At 71.2% G+C, this 20,871-nt stretch carries 20 protein-coding genes and 1 pseudogene; 15 read left to right on the forward strand and 6 right to left on the reverse strand.

Going from position 1 to position 20,871, the window contains the following annotated elements; all coding sequences use genetic code 11:
* The first annotated feature begins 76 nt into the window (after window positions 1–76).
* From DN051_RS10385 to DN051_RS10440, 13 genes are all read left to right on the forward strand, one after another.
* The gene (locus DN051_RS10385) at window positions 77–1,300 is read left to right on the forward strand and encodes a hypothetical protein (RefSeq protein WP_112438569.1); all 1,224 of its coding nucleotides are present in this window, start codon (window positions 77–79) and stop codon (window positions 1,298–1,300) included.
* Window positions 1,301–1,317: 17 nt separating this feature from the next.
* Window positions 1,318–1,890, forward strand: coding sequence for a GNAT family N-acetyltransferase (locus tag DN051_RS10390; RefSeq protein ID WP_053759207.1), 573 nt, complete (start codon window positions 1,318–1,320; stop codon window positions 1,888–1,890).
* A gap of 127 nt (window positions 1,891–2,017) precedes the next feature.
* Window positions 2,018–2,101, forward strand: coding sequence for a putative leader peptide (locus DN051_RS47545; protein ID WP_309486338.1), 84 nt, complete (start codon window positions 2,018–2,020; stop codon window positions 2,099–2,101).
* A gap of 127 nt (window positions 2,102–2,228) precedes the next feature.
* Window positions 2,229–3,926, forward strand: coding sequence for a nitrite/sulfite reductase (locus tag DN051_RS10395; RefSeq protein ID WP_053759206.1), 1,698 nt, complete (start codon window positions 2,229–2,231; stop codon window positions 3,924–3,926).
* Window positions 3,923–4,102 (forward strand): hypothetical protein, encoded by a 180-nt coding sequence (locus DN051_RS10400; RefSeq protein ID WP_053759205.1) that lies wholly within the window; start codon window positions 3,923–3,925, stop codon window positions 4,100–4,102. Before DN051_RS10395 ends, DN051_RS10400 begins: the two co-directional genes overlap by 4 nt.
* The gene (locus DN051_RS10405; protein WP_053759204.1) at window positions 4,099–4,806 is read left to right on the forward strand and encodes a phosphoadenylyl-sulfate reductase; all 708 of its coding nucleotides are present in this window, start codon (window positions 4,099–4,101) and stop codon (window positions 4,804–4,806) included. Before DN051_RS10400 ends, DN051_RS10405 begins: the two co-directional genes overlap by 4 nt.
* A gap of 3 nt (window positions 4,807–4,809) precedes the next feature.
* On the forward strand, window positions 4,810–5,388 hold the full coding sequence (gene cysC / locus DN051_RS10410; protein ID WP_053759203.1) for an adenylyl-sulfate kinase: 579 nt from the start codon (window positions 4,810–4,812) through the stop codon (window positions 5,386–5,388).
* Window positions 5,385–6,323: a sulfate adenylyltransferase subunit CysD gene (gene cysD, locus DN051_RS10415; protein WP_112438570.1), complete on the forward strand. Its 939-nt coding sequence runs from the start codon at window positions 5,385–5,387 to the stop codon at window positions 6,321–6,323. Before cysC ends, cysD begins: the two co-directional genes overlap by 4 nt.
* A gap of 2 nt (window positions 6,324–6,325) precedes the next feature.
* Complete coding sequence (locus DN051_RS10420; RefSeq protein WP_112438571.1) at window positions 6,326–7,660, forward strand: sulfate adenylyltransferase subunit 1; 1,335 nt, start codon at window positions 6,326–6,328, stop codon at window positions 7,658–7,660.
* 54 nt (window positions 7,661–7,714) lie between these two features.
* Window positions 7,715–8,845 (forward strand): aliphatic sulfonate ABC transporter substrate-binding protein, encoded by a 1,131-nt coding sequence (locus DN051_RS10425; RefSeq protein ID WP_112438572.1) that lies wholly within the window; start codon window positions 7,715–7,717, stop codon window positions 8,843–8,845.
* Window positions 8,846–8,864: 19 nt separating this feature from the next.
* On the forward strand, window positions 8,865–9,653 hold the full coding sequence (locus DN051_RS10430; protein WP_112438573.1) for an ABC transporter ATP-binding protein: 789 nt from the start codon (window positions 8,865–8,867) through the stop codon (window positions 9,651–9,653).
* Window positions 9,640–10,533 carry an ABC transporter permease gene (locus tag DN051_RS10435; RefSeq protein WP_112438574.1) on the forward strand — a complete coding sequence of 298 codons (894 nt, stop codon included), beginning with the start codon at window positions 9,640–9,642 and terminating at the stop codon, window positions 10,531–10,533. The genes DN051_RS10430 and DN051_RS10435 overlap by 14 nt, the downstream gene beginning before the upstream one ends.
* A 9-nt stretch (window positions 10,534–10,542) precedes the next feature.
* Window positions 10,543–11,280: a sirohydrochlorin chelatase gene (locus DN051_RS10440; RefSeq protein ID WP_112442205.1), complete on the forward strand. Its 738-nt coding sequence runs from the start codon at window positions 10,543–10,545 to the stop codon at window positions 11,278–11,280.
* A gap of 79 nt (window positions 11,281–11,359) precedes the next feature.
* Here DN051_RS10440 and DN051_RS10445 read toward each other — a convergent pair whose 3' ends face one another.
* Complete coding sequence (locus DN051_RS10445) at window positions 11,360–11,854, reverse strand: DUF1697 domain-containing protein (protein ID WP_246041087.1); 495 nt, start codon at window positions 11,852–11,854, stop codon at window positions 11,360–11,362.
* A gap of 434 nt (window positions 11,855–12,288) precedes the next feature.
* On the opposite strand from DN051_RS10445, the gene DN051_RS10455 reads away from it, so the two are divergent.
* Window positions 12,289–14,538 (forward strand): MMPL family transporter, encoded by a 2,250-nt coding sequence (locus DN051_RS10455; protein ID WP_053758336.1) that lies wholly within the window; start codon window positions 12,289–12,291, stop codon window positions 14,536–14,538.
* A gap of 61 nt (window positions 14,539–14,599) precedes the next feature.
* Here DN051_RS10455 and mgt read toward each other — a convergent pair.
* From mgt to DN051_RS10475, 4 genes and pseudogenes are all read right to left on the reverse strand, one after another.
* Window positions 14,600–15,830: pseudogene (mgt, locus tag DN051_RS10460) on the reverse strand (macrolide-inactivating glycosyltransferase).
* A 54-nt stretch (window positions 15,831–15,884) separates the two neighbouring features.
* Window positions 15,885–17,168, reverse strand: coding sequence for an ABC transporter substrate-binding protein (locus DN051_RS10465; protein WP_053758337.1), 1,284 nt, complete (start codon window positions 17,166–17,168; stop codon window positions 15,885–15,887).
* The gene (locus DN051_RS10470) at window positions 17,168–18,001 is read right to left on the reverse strand and encodes a carbohydrate ABC transporter permease (RefSeq protein WP_112438575.1); all 834 of its coding nucleotides are present in this window, start codon (window positions 17,999–18,001) and stop codon (window positions 17,168–17,170) included. The genes DN051_RS10465 and DN051_RS10470 overlap by 1 nt, the downstream gene beginning before the upstream one ends.
* Entirely contained in the window at window positions 17,998–18,915 is a 918-nt protein-coding gene (locus DN051_RS10475; RefSeq protein WP_053758502.1) for a carbohydrate ABC transporter permease, read from the reverse strand. Before DN051_RS10475 ends, DN051_RS10470 begins: the two co-directional genes overlap by 4 nt.
* A gap of 217 nt (window positions 18,916–19,132) precedes the next feature.
* On the opposite strand from DN051_RS10475, the gene DN051_RS10480 reads away from it, so the two are divergent.
* Window positions 19,133–19,996: a phosphotransferase enzyme family protein gene (locus DN051_RS10480; protein ID WP_053758339.1), complete on the forward strand. Its 864-nt coding sequence runs from the start codon at window positions 19,133–19,135 to the stop codon at window positions 19,994–19,996.
* A 59-nt stretch (window positions 19,997–20,055) separates the two neighbouring features.
* On the opposite strand, the gene DN051_RS10485 is transcribed toward DN051_RS10480, so the two are convergent.
* Complete coding sequence (locus tag DN051_RS10485; protein WP_053758340.1) at window positions 20,056–20,778, reverse strand: 3'-5' exonuclease; 723 nt, start codon at window positions 20,776–20,778, stop codon at window positions 20,056–20,058.
* Window positions 20,779–20,871: the final 93 nt, after the last annotated feature.

The raw sequence follows: 20,871 nt of genomic DNA on the forward strand, positions 1-20,871 counted from the left end.
CCGTACGGGTCACCCCTCCTGCTCCTCGATCAACGTACGGATCATCAGGCGCAGTTGGCCCGCCTCGGGAGGACGGATGAAGCATCGCGGCAGACACCGCCGGCGCAAGCAGGGCCGCGCGCTGCGGGCGTTCCTGGCCGGGACGGCGCTCGCGCTCACCGGCGCGGCCACCCTGATCAGCGCGTCCCAGGCCACGGTGGGCACCGACCCGGGCGCCCTGAAGCCGCTCGCCTCCGCCCTCTCCCGCCAGGAACTGCGCCTGAGCGAGAACCTGTCGGCGGCCCCGGTCTCCCCGGCGAAGACCGTCGGCGTGGGTGAGGTCCTCGCGAACGCCGACCACAGCCTGCGGCCCGCGGGAGACTGCACCGGCGCCGAGCGCGCCGCGCTGCCCGTCTCGCCCGCCGCCACCAGCGCCCACTGCTGGCCCGAGGCCGACACCAGGGGATGGCGCGCCGGGGCGGTCACCACCTCCGGGGACGCCGACGACGACGGCCTGTGGGGCGCGAACCGGGTGGTCCTCTCCGGCTGGAGCGACCACCGGGGCGCCGCCCGGGTCGCCTTCGTCGACGCCAACGATCCCGGCCGGCTCTCCTACACGTGGGTGCTGCTCGCCGCCCCGCCCGGCGCCGGCCGCGACGCCGGGCCGCTGGTCTCACGGCTGTCCGGGATGGTCTGGTACCAGGACAAGCTGCTGGCCACCGCGGACGACGGGCGCGCCCTGTACATGTACGACCTGGACCGCATCGAGCGCACCGCCGCCCGGGGCGGCACGGCCGTGCCCGCGACCGGTGACCCGGCCGCGCACGCCGTCGGGTACGTACTGCCCGCCGTCGCCACCTACCGCCTGCCGGGCGGGACCCGGATGGGCGGCCTCTCCCTGGACCGCAGCACCACCCCCGACAGCCTGGTGGTCAGCGAGTCGGTGCCGGCGGACGACGACCGCCCGACCCGGCTGTGGCGCTACTCCCTGAACGACGACCCGTCGGGCGCCGGCCTCCTGGCCACGGTCCCCCGCGAGGCCTACGAGACGAAGGTGGCCGCCGTCCGGGGCGCGCTGTCCTACGACGACCGCTGGTACCTGGTCCGCGCGGCCGGCGGACCCGGCGGCCACGGCACACTGTGGCGGCAGGACACCGAGGGCGCGCACGCGGCCCGGTGCGGGACCGACGAGACGTATCTGTGCTGGAGCGGGCCCGCGCAGTCCCTGTCGCACTGGGAGGAGACCGGTGAGGTCTGGTCGCAGTCGGGGCGGGTGCTGTTCTCGCTGCCGCTGGCCTCGATCGACAGGGCGCTGAGGTAGATGATTTTCTGACGGGCATGACGAACATCCCCGTGACCACCTGGTCCCTGGAGCAGACCGCGCCCACCGACCTGCTCCCGGCCGCCGCCCCGGAGGGCGATCTGCGGATCGTCCGCGCCGAGGTGCCCTCGCCCGAGTTCAGCCGGTTCCTGTACGCGTCCGTGGGCGGCGACGTGCGGTGGACCGACCGGCTCGGGTGGACGTACGCGCGGTGGCTGGAGGACCTGGACCGGCCCGGGGTGGAGACCTGGGTGGCCTACGACCGGGGGACACCCGCCGGGTACGCCCAGTTGGAGGCGCAGGACGACGCCGTGGTGGAGATCGTCTACTTCGGCCTGCTCCCCGCCTTCCGCGGGCGCCGCATCGGCGGGCACCTGCTGTCGTACGGCGCCGCCCGCGCCTGGGACCTGGCCGACCGCTGGGCGGGGCTGGCGCCGACCAAGCGGGTCTGGCTGCACACCTGCAGCAAGGACGGCGAGCACGCGATGGACAACTACCTGCGCCGCGGGTTCAAGCTGTTCGACACCAAGGTCGAGGAGGAGGCGGAGGTGGCGTCGCCCGGCCCCTGGCCCGGCGCATACCCTGTCTGACCTGGCCCGACAAGACACCGTTCGCATCATGTGACCGATCACACCCTTGTCCCACACTTCGGGACAAGGGTGTCCGCATCTCGGACAATGCTGGACTGTGTCCAGAACGCCGTGACACGCTGCGGTCATGTCCGGAACTGGAATCGCCTTGGTGAGTCGGCGGCACGTCGATCTCGGCCGCATGTCCAGCGCCATCTGTCCGGCGAGCTGAGACCTCTCCAGCACCGCCGTTCTCGTATTCTTCGCTTCCCCTGCGCACTGCCGCGCCGCGTACCCGCGAGCCCTTGCATGCGCAGGTCAGAGCCGCCATTCCGCCTGTCCCGAAGGACGTAGAAACCATGGCCGCCAACCCGCAGAATCCTGCTGCCGCGACTCCCCGCCGCAAGGTGAGCCGTCACCGCGGTGAGGGTCAGTGGGCCGCGGGTCACTTCACCCCGCTCAACGGCAACGAGCAGTTCAAGAAGGACGACGACGGTCTCAATGTGCGGACACGCATTGAGACGATCTACTCCAAGCGCGGGTTCGACTCGATCGACCCCAACGACCTGCGCGGCCGGATGCGCTGGTGGGGTCTGTACACCCAGCGCAAGCCCGGGATCGACGGCGGCAAGACCGCGATCCTGGAGCCGGAGGAGCTGGACGACGAGTACTTCATGCTCCGCGTCCGCATCGACGGCGGCCGGCTCACCACCGCGCAACTGCGGGTGATCGGTGAGATCTCCCAGGAGTTCGCGCGCGGCACGGCCGACCTCACCGACCGGCAGAACGTCCAGTACCACTGGATCCGGATCGAGGACGTGCCGGAGATCTGGAACCGCCTCGAGGCGGTCGGCCTGTCCACCACCGAAGCCTGCGGCGACACGCCCCGCGTCATCCTCGGTTCACCGGTCGCCGGCATCGCCGCGGACGAGATCATCGACGGCACCCCCGCCATCGAGGAGATCCAGCGCCGGATCATCGGCAACCAGGCCTTCTCGAACCTGCCCCGCAAGTTCAAGTCCGCGATCTCCGGCTCACCGCTGCTTGACGTGGCGCACGAGATCAACGACATCGCCTTCGTGGGCGTCGTCCACCCCGAGCACGGCCCCGGATTCGACCTGTGGGTCGGCGGCGGCCTGTCCACCAACCCCAAGATCGGCGTCCGGCTCGGCGCCTGGGTGCCGCTGGACGAGGTCCCGGACGTCTACGAGGGCGTCGTCTCGATCTTCCGCGACTACGGCTACCGGCGTCTTCGCACCCGGGCCCGGCTGAAGTTCCTGGTCGCCGACTGGGGTGCGGAGAAGTTCCGCCAGGTGCTCCAGGACGAGTACCTGAAGCGCGAACTGATCGACGGACCGGCGCCCGCCCAGCCGGTCGAGCGCTGGCGCGACCACGTCGGTGTGCACCGGCAGAAGGACGGCCGCCACTACGTCGGTTTCGCCCCGCGCGTCGGCCGGGTCGACGGGGCCACCCTGACGAAGATCGCCGAACTCGCCGAGGCGCACGGCTCGGGCCGGGTGCGCACCACGGTCGAGCAGAAGATGGTCGTCCTCGATGTCGAGGAGTCCCGGATCGACTCCCTGGTCGAGGGCCTGGAGGCGCTGGACCTCACCGTCAGCCCCTCCCCGTTCCGCCGCGGCACGATGGCCTGCACTGGCATCGAGTACTGCAAGCTCGCCATCGTCGAGACCAAGGCGCGCGGCGCCTCGCTGATCGACGAACTGGAGCGCCGCATCCCGGACTTCGACGAGCCGATCACCATCAACCTCAACGGCTGCCCGAACGCCTGCGCCCGTATCCAGGTCGCGGACATCGGCCTCAAGGGGCAGCTGGTGATGAACGACCAGGGTGAGCAGGTCGAGGGCTTCCAGGTGCATCTGGGCGGCGCGCTGGGCCTGGAGGCCGGCTTCGGCCGCAAGGTGCGCGGCCTGAAGGTCACCTCGCAGGAGCTGCCCGACTACGTCGAACGGGTCCTGAAACGCTTCCAGGAGGAGCGCGAGGAGGGCGAGCGGTTCGCGGCCTGGGCCGCGCGCGCCTCCGAGGAGGCGCTGTCATGAGCGAACGAGCGGCCCCCTTCTACTGCCCCTACTGCGGCGACGAGGATCTGCGCCCCGGCGAGCAGGGCCACGGCGCCTGGGAGTGCGCGGCCTGCAACCGCGCCTTCCAGCTGAAGTTCCTCGGGCTGCTGGCCCGCGGGCTCCAGCCCGACACGAGCGGAGGGGACGGGATATGACGACGGCTCAGGAAGAGGACACGCGGCGGCTGCGGGACCTCGCCGAACGGGCCGGCCGTGAGCTGGAGGAGGCCTCCGCGCCGGAGATCCTCCAGTGGGCCGCGCGGACCTTCGGCAGGCGTTTCTGCGTGACCTCGTCGATGGAGGACGCGGTCGTCGCCCATCTCGCCTCCCGAGCGATGCCGGGAGTCGACGTCGTCTTCCTCGACACCGGATACCACTTCGAGGAGACCATCGGCACCCGGGACGCCGTCGAGGCCGTCATGGACGTCAACGTCCTGACCGTCACCCCGGCCCGGACGGTCGCCGAGCAGGACGCCGAGCACGGCCCCGCGCTGCACGACCGCGACCCGGACCTGTGCTGCTTCCTGCGCAAGGTCGAGCCGCTGGAGCGGGGCCTGCGCGACTTCGACGCCTGGGCCACCGGACTGCGCCGCGACGAGTCCCCGAGCCGGGCCGACACCCCGGTCGTCGCGTGGGACGACAAGCGCCGGAAGGTGAAGATCTCCCCGATCGCCCGCTGGACGCAGGACGACGTGGACGCCTACGTCACCGAGCACGGGGTCCTGACCAATCCGCTGCTGACGGACGGCTACGCCTCCATCGGCTGCGCCCCCTGCACCCGCCGGGTCCTCGAGGGCGAGGACGCGCGCGCCGGCCGCTGGGCGGGGCGCGGCAAGACCGAGTGCGGGCTGCACGGCTGACCCATGACCGAGTCCTCTGCGAACTCTGCGAATTTGGAGAACCACGTGACGAGCGGAGCCACCGTCTGGCTCACGGGTCTGCCGAGCGCCGGCAAGACCACCATCGCGTACGAACTGGCCGGCCGGCTGCGGGACGAGGGGCACCGGGTGGAGGTGCTCGACGGAGACGAGATCCGCGAGTTCATCTCGGCGGGCCTCGGCTTCAGCCGGGCGGACCGGCACACCAACGTGCAGCGCGTCGGCTTCCTCGCCGAACTGCTCGCCCGTAACGGCGTGAAGGCGCTCGTCCCGGTGATCGCGCCGTACGCCGACAGCCGCGAGGCGGTGCGGGGGCGCCACCGGAAGAGCGGGGCGCCGTATCTGGAGGTGCATGTGGCCACTCCGGTCGACGTGTGCTCCGTCCGCGATGTGAAGGGTCTGTACGCCAAGCAGGCCGCGGGCGAGCTCAAGGGGCTCACCGGGGTCGACGACCCGTACGAGGCGCCCGAGTCGCCCGATCTGCGGATCGAGTCGCAGCACCAGACCGTGCAGGAGTCCGCGGCGTCGGTGTACGCCCTGCTCACCGAAAGGGGACTGGCATGACGGCGACCGTCGCCACGCCGGCGGAGGGTACGGCCGGCCCGTACGCGCTCTCGCATCTGGACGCGCTGGAGTCCGAGGCGGTGCACATCTTCCGCGAGGTGGCGGGCGAGTTCGAGCGGCCGGTGATCCTCTTCTCCGGCGGCAAGGACTCGATCGTGATGCTGCACCTGGCGCTGAAGGCGTTCGCGCCCGCGCCGGTGCCCTTCACCCTGCTGCACGTCGACACGGGGCACAACTTCCCCGAGGTGCTCGACTACCGCGACCGCACGGTGGCGGAGCACGGCCTGCGGCTGCACGTCGCGTCGGTGCAGGACTACATCGACCGGGGCGTGCTCAAGGAGCGCCCGGACGGGACCCGCAACCCGCTGCAGACGCTGCCGCTGACGGAGAAGATCCAGAGTGAGCGGTTCGACGCGGTCTTCGGCGGCGGTCGGCGCGACGAGGAGAAGGCCCGCGCCAAGGAGCGCGTGTTCTCCCTGCGCGACGAGTTCTCGCAGTGGGACCCGCGCCGTCAGCGCCCCGAGCTGTGGAACCTGTACAACGGCCGCCACGCGCCCGGTGAGCACGTCCGGGTGTTCCCGCTGTCCAACTGGACCGAGCTGGACGTCTGGCAGTACATCGCCCGCGAGGGCATCGAGCTGCCGCAGATCTACTTCGCGCACGAGCGCGAGGTGTTCCGGCGGGCCGGCATGTGGCTGACCGCCGGCGAGTGGGGCGGGCCCAAGGACGGGGAGACGGTCGAGAAGCGGCAGGTCCGCTACCGCACCGTCGGCGACATGTCCTGCACGGGCGCCGTCGACTCGGTCGCGGTGACGCTGGATCAGGTCATCGCCGAGATCGCCGCGTCCCGGCTCACCGAACGCGGCGCCACCCGTGCCGACGACAAGCTCTCCGAGGCCGCGATGGAAGACCGCAAGCGCGAGGGGTACTTCTGAGCATGAGCACCACGACGACCGAGGAACTCTCGGCCACCACCCTGCTGCGGTTCGCCACCGCCGGTTCCGTCGACGACGGCAAGTCGACGCTGGTCGGGCGTCTGCTGCACGACTCCAAGTCCGTGCTCGCCGACCAGCTCGAAGCCGTCGAGCACGCCTCCCGCAGCCGTGGCCAGGACACGCCCGACCTCGCCCTGCTCACGGACGGGCTGCGCGCCGAGCGGGAGCAGGGCATCACGATCGACGTGGCGTACCGCTACTTCGCCACGCCCCGGCGCCGCTTCATCCTCGCCGACACCCCCGGCCATGTGCAGTACACCCGGAACATGGTCACGGGCGCTTCCACGGCCGAGCTGACCGTGATCCTGGTCGACGCCCGCAACGGTGTCGTCGAACAGACCCGCCGGCACGCCGCGATCGCGGCCCTGCTGCGTGTGCCGCACGCCGTCCTCGCGGTCAACAAGATGGACCTGGTCGAGTACCGGGAGTCCGTCTTCGCCGCGATCGCCGAGGAGTTCACGGCGTACGCGACCGACCTGGGCGTCCCGGAGGTCACCGCGATCCCGATCTCGGCGCTCGCCGGTGACAACGTCGTTGAGGCGTCGGCGAACATGGACTGGTACGGCGGCCCCACCGTCCTGGAACACCTGGAGACGGTGCCGGTCAGCCACGACCTGAGCCACTGCCACGCCCGGCTGCCCGTGCAGTACGTGATCCGGCCGCAGACCGCCGACCACCCCGACTACCGCGGTTACGCCGGTCAGATCGCCGCCGGCTCCTTCCGCGTCGGCGAGTCGGTCACCGTGCTGCCGTCGGGCCGTACGTCGAAGATCTCCGGTATCGACGTGCTCGGCCGGCCGGTGGCGGTCGCCTGGACCGCCCAGTCGGTGACCGTCCTGCTGGAGGACGACATCGACATCTCGCGCGGCGATCTGATCGTGCCGGCCAAGGACGCGCCGGCGACCACGCAGGACATCGAGGCGACGGTCTGCCACGTCGCCGACCAGCCGCTGACCGTGGGCCACCGGGTGCTGCTCAAGCACGGCACGCGCACGGTCAAGGCGATCGTGAAGGACATCCCGTCCCGGCTCACCCTCGACGACCTGTCGCTGCACCCGCATCCGGGGCAACTCGTCGCCAACGACATCGGCCGGGTGAAGATCCGTACCGCCGAGCGGCTGCCGGTCGACTCCTACGCCGACTCCCGGCGCACCGGATCGTTCATCCTGATCGACCCGGCGGACGGCACCACGCTCACCGCCGGGATGGTCGGCGAGTCCTTCGCCTCGCCGGAGCCGGTCCGGGACGAGACCGAGGACGACGGGTGGGACTTCTGACCGTGCGCTCCACCGACCCCTATTAGCTCCGACCCCTACTGGAGGAACAGCTCCGTGCCCGAACCCCGCCGCTCAGCCTTCCGCCGCGGTGCCACCGCTCTGGCCGCGCTGTCGCTGCTCGCGATCGGCGCGACCGCCTGCGGCTACGGCTCACAGGCGACGGACGACTCCCGGCAGGACGTCGTCGCCGGGGCGAAGAAGATCGACGGCCTGGACTCCGTGCGCATCGGCTACTTCGGCAATCTGACCCACGCCACGGCGCTGGTGGGCCGCCACGAGGGGCTGTTCCAGAAGGAGCTGGGCGGCACGAAGGCGCAGTACGCGACCTTCAACGCCGGTCCCTCCGAGATCGAGGCGCTCAACTCGGGCTCCGTCGACATCGGCTGGATCGGCCCCTCCCCCGCCATCAACGGCTACACCAAGGCCGCCGGCAAGAACCTGCGCATCATCAGCGGCTCCGCCTCCGGCGGCGTCAAGCTCGTCGTCGACCCCGACCGGATCAAGTCGCTCGACGACATCAAGGGCAAGAAGATCGCCACCCCGCAGCTCGGCAACACCCAGGACGTCGCCTTCCTCAACTGGATCAAGGAAAAGGGCTGGAAGGTCGACGCCCAGAGCGGCCAGGGCGACGTGTCCGTCGTCCGCACCGACAACAAGATCACACCCGACGCCTACAAGTCCGGCTCCATCGACGGCGCATGGGTACCCGAACCGACCGCCTCCAAGCTCGTCGCCGACGGCGCCAAGGTCCTCCTCGACGAAGCCGACCTGTGGCCCGACAAGAAGTTCGTGATCACCAACATCATCGTGTCGCAGACCTTCCTCAAGGAACACCCCGACGTCGTCGAAGCGGTCCTGCGCGGATCCGTGAAGACCAACGCCTGGATCAACGCCAACCCGGACGACGCCAAGGCGTCCGCCAACGCGCAGCTTGCGGCGGACACCGGCAAGGCGCTGCCGGCCGAGGTGCTCGACCCGGCGTGGCGGTCCATCGAGGTCACCGACGATCCGCTGGCCGCGACCCTCGGCACCGAGGCGGAGCACGCGGTGCAGGCCGGACTGCTGAAGAAGCCCGACCTGAAGGGCATCTACGACCTGCGTCCGCTGAACAAGGTGCTGGCCGCCGAGGGCAGGCCGACCGTCGAGGACGCCGGGCTCGGCGTCCGGCAAACCCAGTCCCGTTGAGTTCCAGGAGGTGACGACGATGGCCACCACGCTCGCCAAGGCCGCCGACGCCGGTACGTCGGCCGAGTTCGCCGCGCGGATCGCGCACGTCTCCAAGTCCTTCGCCGGCCCCGGTGGGCGCCAGCTCGTGCTGGACGACATCACCCTCGATGTCGCCCCCGGCGAGTTCGTCACCCTCCTGGGCGCCTCCGGATGCGGCAAATCCACCCTGCTCAACCTCGTCGCCGGCCTCGACCGCCCCACCACCGGCCACATCACCACCGACGGCCGACCCGCCCTGATGTTCCAGGAACACGCCCTCTTCCCCTGGCTCACCGCCGGCAAAAACATAGAACTCGCCCTCAAACTCCGCGGCACCCCCAAACCCGAACGCCGCGACCGCGCCGACCAACTCCTCGAACTCGTCCGCCTCCAGGACGCCCACGGCAAACGCGTCCACGAACTCTCCGGCGGCATGCGCCAACGCGTCGCACTCGCCCGCGCACTCGCCCAGGACAGCCGGCTCCTCCTCATGGACGAACCCTTCGCCGCCCTCGACGCCATCACCCGCGACGTCCTCCACGACGAACTCACCCGCATCTGGCACGACACCGAGCTCTCCGTCCTCTTCGTCACCCACAACGTCCGCGAAGCCGTACGCCTCGCCCAACGCGTCGTCCTCCTCTCCTCCCGCCCCGGCCGCATCAACCGCCAATGGCAGGTCGACATCCCCCAGCCACGCCGCATCGAAGACACCACCGTGGCCGAACTGTCCGTCGAGATCACCGAAGAACTCCGTGGGGAGATCCGCCGCCATGGCCAGCACTGACACCGGCACCGTCAAGGACGGCAGCGATCTCGCCGGGCTGGGGGCGGGCCTGGACGCCCTGGAGACGGTCCGGTCCGGCCGCACACCCCTGCGTACGACGCTGACCCGGAAGGTGCTGCCGCCGGTCACCGCCGTCGTACTGGTCCTGGTGGTGTGGCAGGCCCTGGTGTCGTTCAAGATCGTGGACGATCCCGGCAAGCTGCCCTCTCCCGGAGCCGTGTGGGGCGAGGTCGAGACCGCCTGGCTCCAGGGCAGGCTGCTCGACTACATCTGGACCAGCGTCTCGCGCGGCCTGCTCGGCTTCCTGATGGCCCTCGCCATCGGCACCCCGCTCGGACTCCTCGTCGCCCGCGTCAAGTTCGTCCGCGCCGCCATCGGACCGATCCTCTCCGGCCTCCAGTCACTGCCGTCCGTCGCCTGGGTCCCCCCGGCCGTGATCTGGCTCGGCCTGAACAACTCGATGATGTACGCCGTGATCCTGCTCGGCGCCGTCCCCTCCATCGCCAACGGCCTCGTATCCGGCGTCGACCAGGTACCCCCGCTGTTCCTGCGCGCCGGCCGCACCCTCGGCGCATCCGGACTCAAAGGCACCTGGCACATCGTGATGCCGGCCGCACTCCCCGGCTATCTCGCGGGCCTCAAGCAGGGCTGGGCCTTCTCCTGGCGGTCCCTCATGGCCGCCGAGATCATCGCCTCCTCACCCGATCTCGGCGTCGGCCTCGGCCAACTGCTGGAGAACGGCCGCAACACCAGCTCCATGTCGATGGTGTTCCTGGCCATCCTGCTCATCCTGGTCGTCGGTATCGCCATCGACCTGCTGATCTTCAGCCCGCTGGAGCGCAGGGTGCTGCGCGGCCGCGGTCTGCTCGTGAAGGGCTGAGTGTTCACGATGCCTGCTCCCGTCCTCGTCGTCATCGCCCACGGCAGCCGTGACCCGCGGCATGCCGCGACCGTGCACGCCCTGGTGCGGCGGGTACGGTCGCTGCGTCCGGAACTGCGGGTGGAGACCGGTTTCCTGGACTTCAACATCCCCTCCGTGCCGGGCGTGCTGGAGTCCCTGGCGTTGGAGGGCGTACGCCACGTGGTGGCGCTGCCGCTGCTGCTGACCCGGGCGTTCCATGCGAAGGCGGACATCCCGGCGGTCCTGCGGGACGCGCCGCGACGGCTCCGCATCCGTCAGGCCGAAGTGCTGGGCCCCTCGCCGCTGCTGATGTCGGCGCTCGAACGCCGGCTGTCCGAGGCGGGGCTCACGCCCGCCGACAAGCCCTCCACCGGGGTCGTACTGGCCTCGGCGGGGTCCACCGACCCGGAGGCGATCGCGGTGATCGCAAAAATCGCGCGGGAGTGGCGGCAGACCGGTTGGTGTGCCGTGCGACCCGCGTTCGCCTCCGCCGGCTTCCCCCGCACCGAGGACGCGGTCCGCGAACTGCGCGCCCTCGGCTGCAAGCGGGTCGCCGTCGCCCCGTACGTGCTGGCGCCCGGTTTCCTGCCGGACCGCATCGCGCGGGGCGCCGCGGAAGCCGACGTCCTGGCCGATGTGCTCGGTCCCGCGCCGGAGGTGGCGCGGGTCCTGCTGGAGCGCTACGACGCGGCACGGACACCGGCGCTGGCGGCGCTCGGCGCCTGAGCACGGCGGCCCGCGCGAAGGCCGCTGCCCGCGCGGTGCGCGTGGCTCGGGCGGCGCGGTGGGCACGGCCCGCGGAAGGTCACCCCTCGGCCGACCCGGTCAGCTCGACCAGTTTGACGACCGTGTTCCAGTTGCGGGTCGTGGCGATCAGACCCTTGGTCAGTCGCGGTCTGGCCAGCGCCTCGGCGAGCTTGGACCGGCCCAGACCGTCGGGCGCGTACAGGTACACCGCGCGGTCGCCGAACCGGAAGTCCTCGGGGAGATGGGCCGCCCGGTCGATCTCCGCGAACCGGCCCGCGTCGACGGGCTCGGACAGATAGGTGACGTGGAGCTGCTTGGCCTCCAGGTCGGCGGCCGGGAAGGGACAGGCGCCGGCGACCGCCTTCAGATAGGCGTGGTCGCGCACGATCACATCGACCGGGAAGCCGAACCGCTGCTCGATCGCCCGCCCGAGCCCCGCGGCGAGCGACTCCTCGTCGCCGTGGTCGCTGCCGAACACGGCCTGACCGCTCTGCAGATAGGTGCGCACCCGGGTGTGGCCGAGGCTCTCCAGCAGGGTGCGCAGGTCCGCCATCGGGACCTTCCTGCTCCCGCCCACGTTGATTCCGCGCAGCAGCGCCGCATACGTCGTCACCCGCACACCATAGGCGGCCGTCGTGCTCCGTGGGGGCGAGCACGACGACCGCCGGCCCGGGGTGCGGGCTGCGCGAAACTCTGACTGATCCAGGTGCCCCGGATCAACAGCTACACGCAGCTGTGACTTGTTCAACAAGGTTTCGTAATAACAAAGGTCGCGAAGGGGGATCCCTGATCACAGGCCCCGACATCTGCCAATAGATGTAGGGGGCCGGTGTCCTCCCCAGTGGTGAGAGGGGGTTGGCCGTCGGGAGGACGGGGGCCGCGGACGCTTCACCGGGCAGCACGACGAGACGGGCTTATACGGCCCATACCTTCGAAGCGAAAGGTGGCGGCAGGGGGCCGCCGCCGCTCACGAGGGGGCAGCCCGTCATGGGGAACGCTGACGTACGCGTGCGGGGACTCGCCGCCCGGGCCGGCGGCTGGAGTGCCCGGCACCGATGGGCGGCCGTCGGGATCTGGGTGCTGTTCGTCGTCCTGGCGATGGGGCTCGGCTCCGCCGCGGGCCGGGTCGAGGTCCGGGACAGCGACCAGCTCAAGGGCGAGACGCACACCGCCGCCCGGATCGTCGAGGAAGCCGGCATCGAGGAACCCGCCGGTGAGACGGTGCTGGTGCAGTCGAGGAACGGCGATCTGAAGGCCACCGACCCCGCGTTCCGGGCCGCCGTCACCGACGTCGTGGCGGCCGTCGACGCGACCGGCGAGGTCACGGACATCACCACGCCGTACGAGACGGGGACGATCTCGCGGGACGGCCGCAGCGCGCTGGTGCAGTTCGACATGCGAGGGGCGTCGGACACCGCCGGTGAACGTGTCGAGCCGGTGCTGAAGGCGGTCGAGGACGTCCGGCAGGAGCACGAGTCGCTGCGGATCGAGGAGATCGGCGGCGCCAGCATGATGAAGACGTTCGACGACGCCTTCGGCGACGACTTCCAGAAGGCCGAGTACTCGGCCGTGCCGGTCGCCCTGGGCATCCTGCTGATCGCGTTCGGGGCGCTGGTGGCGGCACTGCTGCCGGTGGCCCTGGCGATCACCGCGATCATGGCGACGACGGGTCTGATGGCGCTGGTCAGCCACGTCCAGCCGATGAGCGAGACCGCCGACTCCGTGATGCTGCTGGTCGGGCTGGCCGTCGGTGTCGACTACTGCCTGTTCTACCTGCGCCGCGAGCGTGAGGAGCGCGAGGCCGGACGGGACGCCGGAACGGCCCTGCGGATCGCCGCCGCCACCAGTGGCCGCGCGATCATCGTCTCCGGTGTCACGGTGTGCGTGGCGATGGCCGGCATGCTGTTCACCGGGCTCGCCGAGTTCGAGGCGATGGGCCTGGCGTCGCTGATGGTCGTGGCGGTCGCCATGGTCGGTTCGGTGACCGTGCTGCCGGCGCTGCTGTCCCTGCTCGGCGGACGGGTCGAGAAGGGCCGGCTGCCGTTCCTGCGCCGGCGCAAGCACAACGGAAACGGGGAGAGCCGGTTCTGGACCGCCGTACTGAAGGGCGTCCTCGCCAGGCCCGTCGTCGCCGTCGTCGTGGCGACCGGCGCGCTGCTGGCCGTCGCGGCCCCGGCGGTCGGCATGAAGACCCAGAACCTCACCCTGGACCAGGAGTTCGGCGACTCGCTGCCGATCGTGCAGACCTACAACCGGGTCAACGAGGCCTTCCCCGGCGGCTCCGACCCGGCCGAGGTGGTCGTCAAGGCCGACGACATCAACGCGCCGCGGGTGCGGGACGCGATCGCCGACTTCCGTGAGCGGGCGATCGGTTCGGGTGCCTCGCGCGGTCCGATTCAGGTCGAGGTGGACGACGCGCGCGACGTCGCCTTCGTATACGTCCCGCTGGTGGGCGGCTCGGACCTCGACAAGGCGGGCGCCAGTCTGGACAAGCTGCGCGACGAGGTGCGGCCGGCGACGCTCGGCAAGGTCGACGGTGTGCAGGCTCCGATCACCGGTCAGGTCGCCGGTTCCGAGGACTTCAACGACCAGCTCGTCGGCTCGGTGGTCCCGGTCTTCGCCTTCGTCGTCGTCTTCGCCTTCCTGCTGATGCTGCTGTCGTTCCGCTCGCTGACGGTCGCGATCACCTCGATCGTGCTGAACCTGCTGTCGGTGGGTGCCGCGTACGGCATCCTCGTCGCCGTCTTCCAGCACGGCTGGGGCGCCTCGCTGGTGGGCGCGGAGGGTGTCGGTGCCATCGTCAGCTGGCTGCCGCTGTTCCTCTTCGTGATCCTGTTCGGCCTGTCCATGGACTACCACGTGTTCGTGGTCTCACGGATCCGCGAGGCGCGGCTGCGCGGCCGTACGACGAAGGACGCGATCACGCACGGCGTGGTCACCACCGCCGGTGTCGTCACCAGCGCCGCCGTCATCATGGTCGCGGTGTTCTCGATCTTCGGGACGCTGTCGATGCAGTCCATGAAGCAGATGGGCGTGGGCCTGGCGGCCGCGGTGCTCATCGACGCGACGATCATCCGCGGGGTGCTGCTGCCGGCGGTGATGGCGCTGCTCGGTGAGCGGAACTGGTATCTGCCGAAGTGGCTGAACCGCCTGCCGGACCTCACGCACGACGAAGCCCCCGAAGCGGTGGCGCGCCCGCGTCCGCCGGTGGTGGAAGGCGAGCGGGTCGGCGTCTGACGGTCCGTGTCCGCCCGCGGCGAGGGCCCGTCGGTTCCGGGGGAACCGACGGGCCCTTCGCTCATGCCCGCGCCGCGGCCAGTTCGGCCTCGATGAGGTCGGCCGCCCGCCGGGTGCCGCCCTCCCGCGCCATCTCGGCCCGGAGCTCCGACAGCCGGGCGGCCACCGCCGGGTCGTCGACGAGGGCGAGCGCCGCCCCGCGCAGGGCCGCGGCGGTGGCCTCCTCCGCCGGGAGGTGGCGGGCCACGCCGAGCGCCTGCAGCATGTCGGCGTTGCCGAACTGGTCGACGGCCTGCGGTACGGCGATCATCGGGGTGGCCGTGGCCATGCCCTCCTGGCTGCCGCCCGCACCGGCGTGTGTGACGAACAGGTCGGCCTGCTTGAGGATCGCCAACTGCGGTACCCAGGAGTGCACTTCGACGTTCGCCGGCACGTCACCCAGTTCGGCCGGGTCCACGTGCTTGCCGATCTGGAGCACCGTGTGCCAGCCCGGCAGCCCGCCGAACGCCTCGACGCACTCCCGGTAGAAGTCGGTCCGTTTGGTGAAGGCGGACCCGAGCGAGACGAGCGCGACCTTCTCGGCGCCGGCGGGACGGTGCCACTCGCCCTCGGCCGCGCGGTCGCCCTGGCAGGCGCCGACGAAGGAGTGCACGGATTCGTCGACCCGGTCGGCGTTCGGCTGGAGGGCCTTGGGGATCAGCACGATCGACCGGCCGGGGCGGCCCACGAAGGGATCGGGGTGCTCGGTGATCCCGTTCTCCCCGAGCCAGTTCTGGAACCGGGCGTAGTACGCCCGGCCGCGCTCGGACTTCTTCGGCTCCTCCCACATCGGCTCGGCGACCTCCTTCTCGTAGCCGTCCCAGGCCACCAGGTTGGGTGAGAGGGAGATCGCCGGCACGCCCCAGCGGTGGGCGAGGACGCGGGCCGGGTAGGAGGTGATGTCGTGCAGCACGAGGTCCGGCTCGTCGCCCGCGTACGCCTCGATCAGCTGCGGCAGCGCCTGAACGGCGTCGTCGAGGAAGGGCTCGACGTTGTCCAGCAGTGTGCTGCCCCATGCCGACGGGTCGTCTTCGGGCGAGGGCAGTGTGGAGTTCCACGGCTTCACCTCGGCACCGGTCCCGGCGACCTTCTCCGCGAACACGGGCGGGATCGCGTACGTCACCCGGTGACCGCGCGCGACGAGCTCGCGGATCACCTCGAGGCTCGGGTTCACGTGGCCGTGGGCGGCGATGGAGAACATGGCGATGTGGGTCATGGCGACGACCATAGACGAGACGAACCGTCTCGTGCAACTTCGATTCCCTGACCCCGGTGCTCCCTGAACGCTCCGTGCCTCCCTTCGCCGCTCAGCGCTGATAGCGCGCCAGCACGAGATTGCCGTCCCTCTCCAGGCGGCGGCGCAGCTCGTCCAGGCCGATCGCGCCGCTGTAGTACTCCTGGAACGCCGGGGTCGCCACCTTGTCCTTCCATTCCGGGTAGCCGCGGACGGACTGCGCGGGCGCCGAGCGGAGGTGGCCGGCCAGGGCGGTGCCGATGGCCCAGTCGTGCTCGGTGGTGCGCAGGGCGGGATCCTCGAGTGCCCGGGTGCCGGTCGGCAGCATCCAGTCGCCCAGGGCGAGCCGCACCATGTTCTCCGGCCGGAGCAGGAAGTCGATGAACTTTGCCGCCTCCTCCTTGTGCGGGCTGTCCTGCGCGACGGACAGCGTCTGCGGGCTGACGCCCTGGCTGAGCCCGTCCGCTCCGGCCGGGGCCGGCAGCACCTGCCAGTCGAAGCCCTCCGGTGCCTGCTGGACGATCTGCTGGCGGTAGGAGAACCCCAGCGGGACCATCGCGTACCGGCCGCCGAAGAAGCCGGGCAGGGTGTCCGAACCACCGCTGCCCAGGGTGGAGTCGGACGCGCTGCCGTCGGTGTTGACCTGGTCGTGGATCGTGCGCGGCACCGTCTCGTCGGCCGCCTCGAACCGTACGGTGACCTTGCCGTCGGCGCCGCGGTGGAACAACTGCCCGCCCGTGGACAGCGACAGGTTGAGCGTCGCCGAGACGGGCTCCTTCAGCGGCCAGGCCACGCCGTACTTCCCGTCGCCGCCCAGCTCCGCCGTGACCTGCCGGAACTCCGCCCAGGTCCAGGGGTCCCCGGGAGTCGGGATCCGGACGCCGGACTCCCTCAGCCAGGTGGCGTTGGCGATGATCACCCGGGGTTCCTGGAGGAACGGCACGCCGTAGATCCCGTCGCCGAAGGTCGTCGTCCGCCAGCTCCGCCGCGGGATGTCCGATCTCAGCCGGTCGGACACCAGGTCCGTCAGATCGGCGAGATGGCCGCCGTAGGCGAAGTCGGCGAGGTCGTCGGAGGCGTCGTGGATGATGTCCGGCGCCTCGCCGCCCTCGAAGGCGGTCAGGAGCTGGTCGTGGACGCTGTCCCAGGAGCCCTGGACGTACTCGACGCGCACGTCGGGATGGGCGGCGTTCCACTCCGCCACCAACTCCTTGTTGGCCTCGACGGACTCCTGCTGCCAGGCGAGCGACTGGAAGCGGAGGGTGACACGGCCGTCGTCGGTGCCGTCGCCGCCCGCACAGCCGGCCAGCAGCAGTGTCAGGACCAGGACGAGGACAACGGGGTTCGCGCGGCGCATCAGTTCTTCACCGCCCCGGCGAGCATGCCGCCGGTGATCCGCCGCTGGAGGACGGCGAAGACGACCAGCGAGGGGAGCGTGGCGAGGAAGGCGGCGGCGGCCAGGGGGCCCAGGTCCGCGACTCCCTCCGCGCCGATGAAATGGGTGAGGATCACGGGCAGCGTCTGTTTCTCCGGTGTCTTGAGCAGGACCAGGGCGAAGAAGAACTCGTTCCACGCGGTGACGAAGGCGAACAGGGCGGTGGCCGCCAGCCCCGGCGCCATCAGCGGCGCGGTCACCGACACCAGCGTCCGCAGCCGCCCGGCCCCGTCGACCGCCGCCGCCTCCTCCAGTTCGGCCGGCACGGCCCGGACGTATCCGACCAGCATCCACAGCGCGAACGGCAGCGCCCACACCACGTACACCATCACCAGTCCCGGCACGGAGTTGATCAGCCGCAGGTTCTTCAGCACCAGGAACAGCGGGATGATCACCAGCACGAACGGGAACGCCTGGCTCACCACCACCCATCCGCCGGCCGCCCGCGCGAGCAGGGTGCGGTGCCGGGCCATGACGTACGCCATCGGTGCCGCGATCAGCACGGCGATCACCGCCGCCCCGGCCGCGGCGATCAGGGAGTTCGACGCGGCCCGCAGCAGCGGCTGTTCGTCGAAGGCCTGCCGGAAGTTGTCCAGGGTGGGGTCCCGCGGGATCCAGGTGGGATGCAGACTGCCCAGTTCCCGCGGCGGCTTGAGCGCGGTGGAGATCAGCCAGAGGAACGGGAAGGCCAGAAAGACCAGATACCCGAACAGCGCCGTGTACTGGCCGACGCGGGCGGCGGTGCCGGTCCTCATGCGTCGTCACCTCCCTTGAGCCGCCCCACCAGGAACACGGCGAGGAGTATCGAGATCAACGCGACCATGACGCAGCCCATCGCCGCCGCGTAGCCGAACTGGCCGTAGCGGAAGGCCTCTTCGTAGGCGAACAGCATGGGCAGACGGGTGCGTCCGCCCGGACCGCCGCTGGTCAGCACGTAGACCAGGGCGAACGCGTTGAAGTTCCAGATGAAGTTGAGGGCCGTGATGGCCAGTGCGATCGGCCGCAGGGCGGGCCAGGTGACCGTCCTGAAGCGGCGCCAGGCGCCCGCGCCGTCCAGCGCCGCGGCCTCGTGCAGCTCACGCGGGGTGTTCTGGAGACCGGCGAGCAGCGCGACCGTCGTCTGCGGCATGCCGGCCCACACGCCGACCACGATCACCGCGGGCAGTGCGGTGGCCAGACCGCTGAGCCAGTCCCGGCCGTCCCCGAGGCCGACGTCGCGCAGGGTCTCGTTGAGGATGCCGGCGTCCGGGCTGTAGACCAGTCGCCACATGATGCCGACGACGACCTCGGGCATGGCCCACGGGACGATCGCCAGGGCGCGGGCCAGCCGGCGCAGCCGGAGCCGCTCGTTCAGCAGCAGCGCGAGGCCGAGCGCGAGCAGGAACTGCGGCACGGTCACGCCGACCGCCCACACCAGCCCGATCCGGAACGACTCCCAGAACAGCGTGTCCTGGAGCAGGTCCCGGAAGTTCAGCGCGCCGATCCACCGGGTGGGCTCGGTCCGGCCCGACTGGGCGTCGGTGAAGGCCAGCAGGATCCCGTAGAGCAGCGGTCCGACGCTGAGGACGAGGATCGGGATCAGTGCGGGCAGCACCAGGAACCAGGCGCCGTGGCCGGGTCCGGGCCGCTCACGGCCCCGTTTCGGCGGGTCCTCGGCCGCCTGCCGCACCTCGCTCACCCATGTCACGTAATCGGCTCCTTTGCGCGTCTCGTGACGGTTCGGACCCGGCGGGCCTTGGTCATGGTCGTGAAGGCGGTGGATCTCGTCAAGACGCTGTGCACACCGTCCGACCTGTGCGAATGGGACACTGGCCGAAGCACGGCCGGAACCGGGACACGTGGGTGGGGCCCACGGGCCGGGGCGACGACGGACACGGAGGCGGACGATGGACGAGGCACGGGCGCGGGGCGTACTGGCCGCGGCGGGGGTGCTGCCCGGTGCGGCGCGGGACGCCCGGCTGCTCGCCCTCGGTGAGAACGCGGTGTTCGCCGCCGGTGACCTGGTCGTCAAGGTGGGCCGCGACGCCGAACTCCTCGACCGGGCGCGCCGCGAGCTGGACATCGCGATGTGGCTCGCCGAGGCGGGGGTCCCCGCGGTGCGGGCGGCCGAGCCGAAGGCGCTGCTCGTCGAGGGACATCCGGTGAGCGTGTGGCACCGGCTGCCCGACGCCGTGCGGCCCGCCGAGCCCCGCGATCTGGCCGAACTGCTACGCGTCGTGCACGCGATTCCCTCTCCTTCCTTCGCACTGCCGCCGCGCGATCTGCTGGGCGGTGTGGAGCGCTGGCTGCGGCTGGCCGGCGAGGCGATCGACCCGGCGGACGCGGCGTATCTGCGGGAGCGGCGCGACGGGTTCGCCGCGGCGGCCGCCGCGCTCACCCCTCATCTGACGCCGGGCCCCATCCACGGCGACGCGCTGCCGCGCAATGTGCACATCGGCCCGGACGGGCCGGTCCTGGTCGATCTGGAGACCTTCTCCGCCGATCTGCGCGAGCACGACCTGGTGGTCATGGCGCTCTCCCGCGACCGCTACGGGCTTGCGGCCGAGGCCTATGACTCCTTCACCGAGGCGTACGGCTGGGACGTGCGCGCCTGGCAGGGGTGCGCGGTGCTGCGCGGCGCGCGCGAGACGGCCAGCTGCGCCTGGGTGGCCCAGCACGCGCCGAGCAACCCCAAGGCGCTGGCGGAGTTCGAGCGCCGGGTGGCGTCGCTGCGGGACGGGGACGAGACGGTGCGCTGGTATCCGTTCTGAGCCGGGCCGGCCGCGCGCGGGCGGGCACGCTCCGGCCGGCGCCGCGTCCGGCGGCGGGGTCAGATCCGCTCGTCGGCCAACTCCCGCAGCGGCCACGTCCCGTCCACCACCGCGGTCGCGTCGCCCTTGCGGCGCAGGAAGTCCTGGAAGTCCGCCGCCCACTCGGCGTACCACTCGATCTGGCGGCGGTGCAGCTCCGCCGGGCCGAGTCCCGCGACCTTGGGGTGGCGGTCCGCTATCGCGCAGGCCAGCCGGGCCGCGGCGAGGGCGTCGGCCGAGGCGTCGTGGGCGGAGTCGAGCGCTATGCCGTACTCCGTGCACACCGCTTCGAGGTTGCGCTTGCCGCGTCGGTACCGGTCGGCCCAGCGGTCGATGGTGTACGGGTCGACGACCGGCGCGGGGTCCGGTCCGCCGAGCCGTTCGCGCAGGGACGGCAGGCCGTGGCGGTGGAGTTCGGCGGAGAGCAGGGTGAGGTCGAAGGCCGCGTTGTAGGCGACGACCGGGACGCCTGTGCTCCAGTACCCCACGAGCACGTCGGCGATCGCGTCCGCCACCTGGTCCGCCGGGCGGCCCTCGGCCGTCGCGCGCTCGTTGCTGATCCCGTGGACCGCCACGGCGTCGGCCGGGATCTCCACTCCCGGGTCCGCCAGCCACTCCCGGCGGCCGAGCGGCTGCCCGGCCCTGACCTCGATCACGGCCGCCGTGACGATACGTGCCTCACGCGGGTCCGTCCCCGTCGTCTCCAGGTCGAAGCCGATCAGCAGCTCCCGGTGCCAGCCCATGGGCGGCCCCCCTTCTTGGTGGTGCTTTCCCCCATCGGTCTCCACCTTCGCATGCGCCACTGACAACCAGGAGACCGCGTTCCGGTTGGCCGC

This window comes from Streptomyces cadmiisoli, assembly GCF_003261055.1.
GTDB lineage: Bacteria > Actinomycetota > Actinomycetes > Streptomycetales > Streptomycetaceae > Streptomyces > Streptomyces cadmiisoli.

What these genes read in the sequence shown, in the direction of transcription:
- DN051_RS10390 (WP_053759207.1), top strand. Translation starts at nt 1,318, where the DNA reads ATGACGAACATCCCCGTGACCACCTGGTCCCTGGAGCAGACCGCGCCC.
- DN051_RS10420 (WP_112438571.1), top strand. Translation starts at nt 6,326, where the DNA reads ATGAGCACCACGACGACCGAGGAACTCTCGGCCACCACCCTGCTGCGG.
- DN051_RS47545 (WP_309486338.1), top strand. Translation starts at nt 2,018, where the DNA reads ATGTCCGGAACTGGAATCGCCTTGGTGAGTCGGCGGCACGTCGATCTC.
- DN051_RS10400 (WP_053759205.1), top strand. Translation starts at nt 3,923, where the DNA reads ATGAGCGAACGAGCGGCCCCCTTCTACTGCCCCTACTGCGGCGACGAG.
- DN051_RS10395 (WP_053759206.1), top strand. Translation starts at nt 2,229, where the DNA reads ATGGCCGCCAACCCGCAGAATCCTGCTGCCGCGACTCCCCGCCGCAAG.
- DN051_RS10455 (WP_053758336.1), top strand. Translation starts at nt 12,289, where the DNA reads ATGGGGAACGCTGACGTACGCGTGCGGGGACTCGCCGCCCGGGCCGGC.
- DN051_RS10405 (WP_053759204.1), top strand. Translation starts at nt 4,099, where the DNA reads ATGACGACGGCTCAGGAAGAGGACACGCGGCGGCTGCGGGACCTCGCC.
- DN051_RS10485 (WP_053758340.1), bottom strand. Translation starts at nt 20,778, where the DNA reads ATGGGCTGGCACCGGGAGCTGCTGATCGGCTTCGACCTGGAGACGACG.
- DN051_RS10465 (WP_053758337.1), bottom strand. Translation starts at nt 17,168, where the DNA reads ATGCGCCGCGCGAACCCCGTTGTCCTCGTCCTGGTCCTGACACTGCTG.
- DN051_RS10385 (WP_112438569.1), top strand. Translation starts at nt 77, where the DNA reads ATGAAGCATCGCGGCAGACACCGCCGGCGCAAGCAGGGCCGCGCGCTG.
- DN051_RS10480 (WP_053758339.1), top strand. Translation starts at nt 19,133, where the DNA reads ATGGACGAGGCACGGGCGCGGGGCGTACTGGCCGCGGCGGGGGTGCTG.
- cysD (WP_112438570.1), top strand. Translation starts at nt 5,385, where the DNA reads ATGACGGCGACCGTCGCCACGCCGGCGGAGGGTACGGCCGGCCCGTAC.
- DN051_RS10470 (WP_112438575.1), bottom strand. Translation starts at nt 18,001, where the DNA reads ATGAGGACCGGCACCGCCGCCCGCGTCGGCCAGTACACGGCGCTGTTC.
- DN051_RS10445 (WP_246041087.1), bottom strand. Translation starts at nt 11,854, where the DNA reads ATGGCGGACCTGCGCACCCTGCTGGAGAGCCTCGGCCACACCCGGGTG.
- cysC (WP_053759203.1), top strand. Translation starts at nt 4,810, where the DNA reads ATGACCGAGTCCTCTGCGAACTCTGCGAATTTGGAGAACCACGTGACG.
- DN051_RS10440 (WP_112442205.1), top strand. Translation starts at nt 10,543, where the DNA reads ATGCCTGCTCCCGTCCTCGTCGTCATCGCCCACGGCAGCCGTGACCCG.
- DN051_RS10435 (WP_112438574.1), top strand. Translation starts at nt 9,640, where the DNA reads ATGGCCAGCACTGACACCGGCACCGTCAAGGACGGCAGCGATCTCGCC.
- DN051_RS10430 (WP_112438573.1), top strand. Translation starts at nt 8,865, where the DNA reads ATGGCCACCACGCTCGCCAAGGCCGCCGACGCCGGTACGTCGGCCGAG.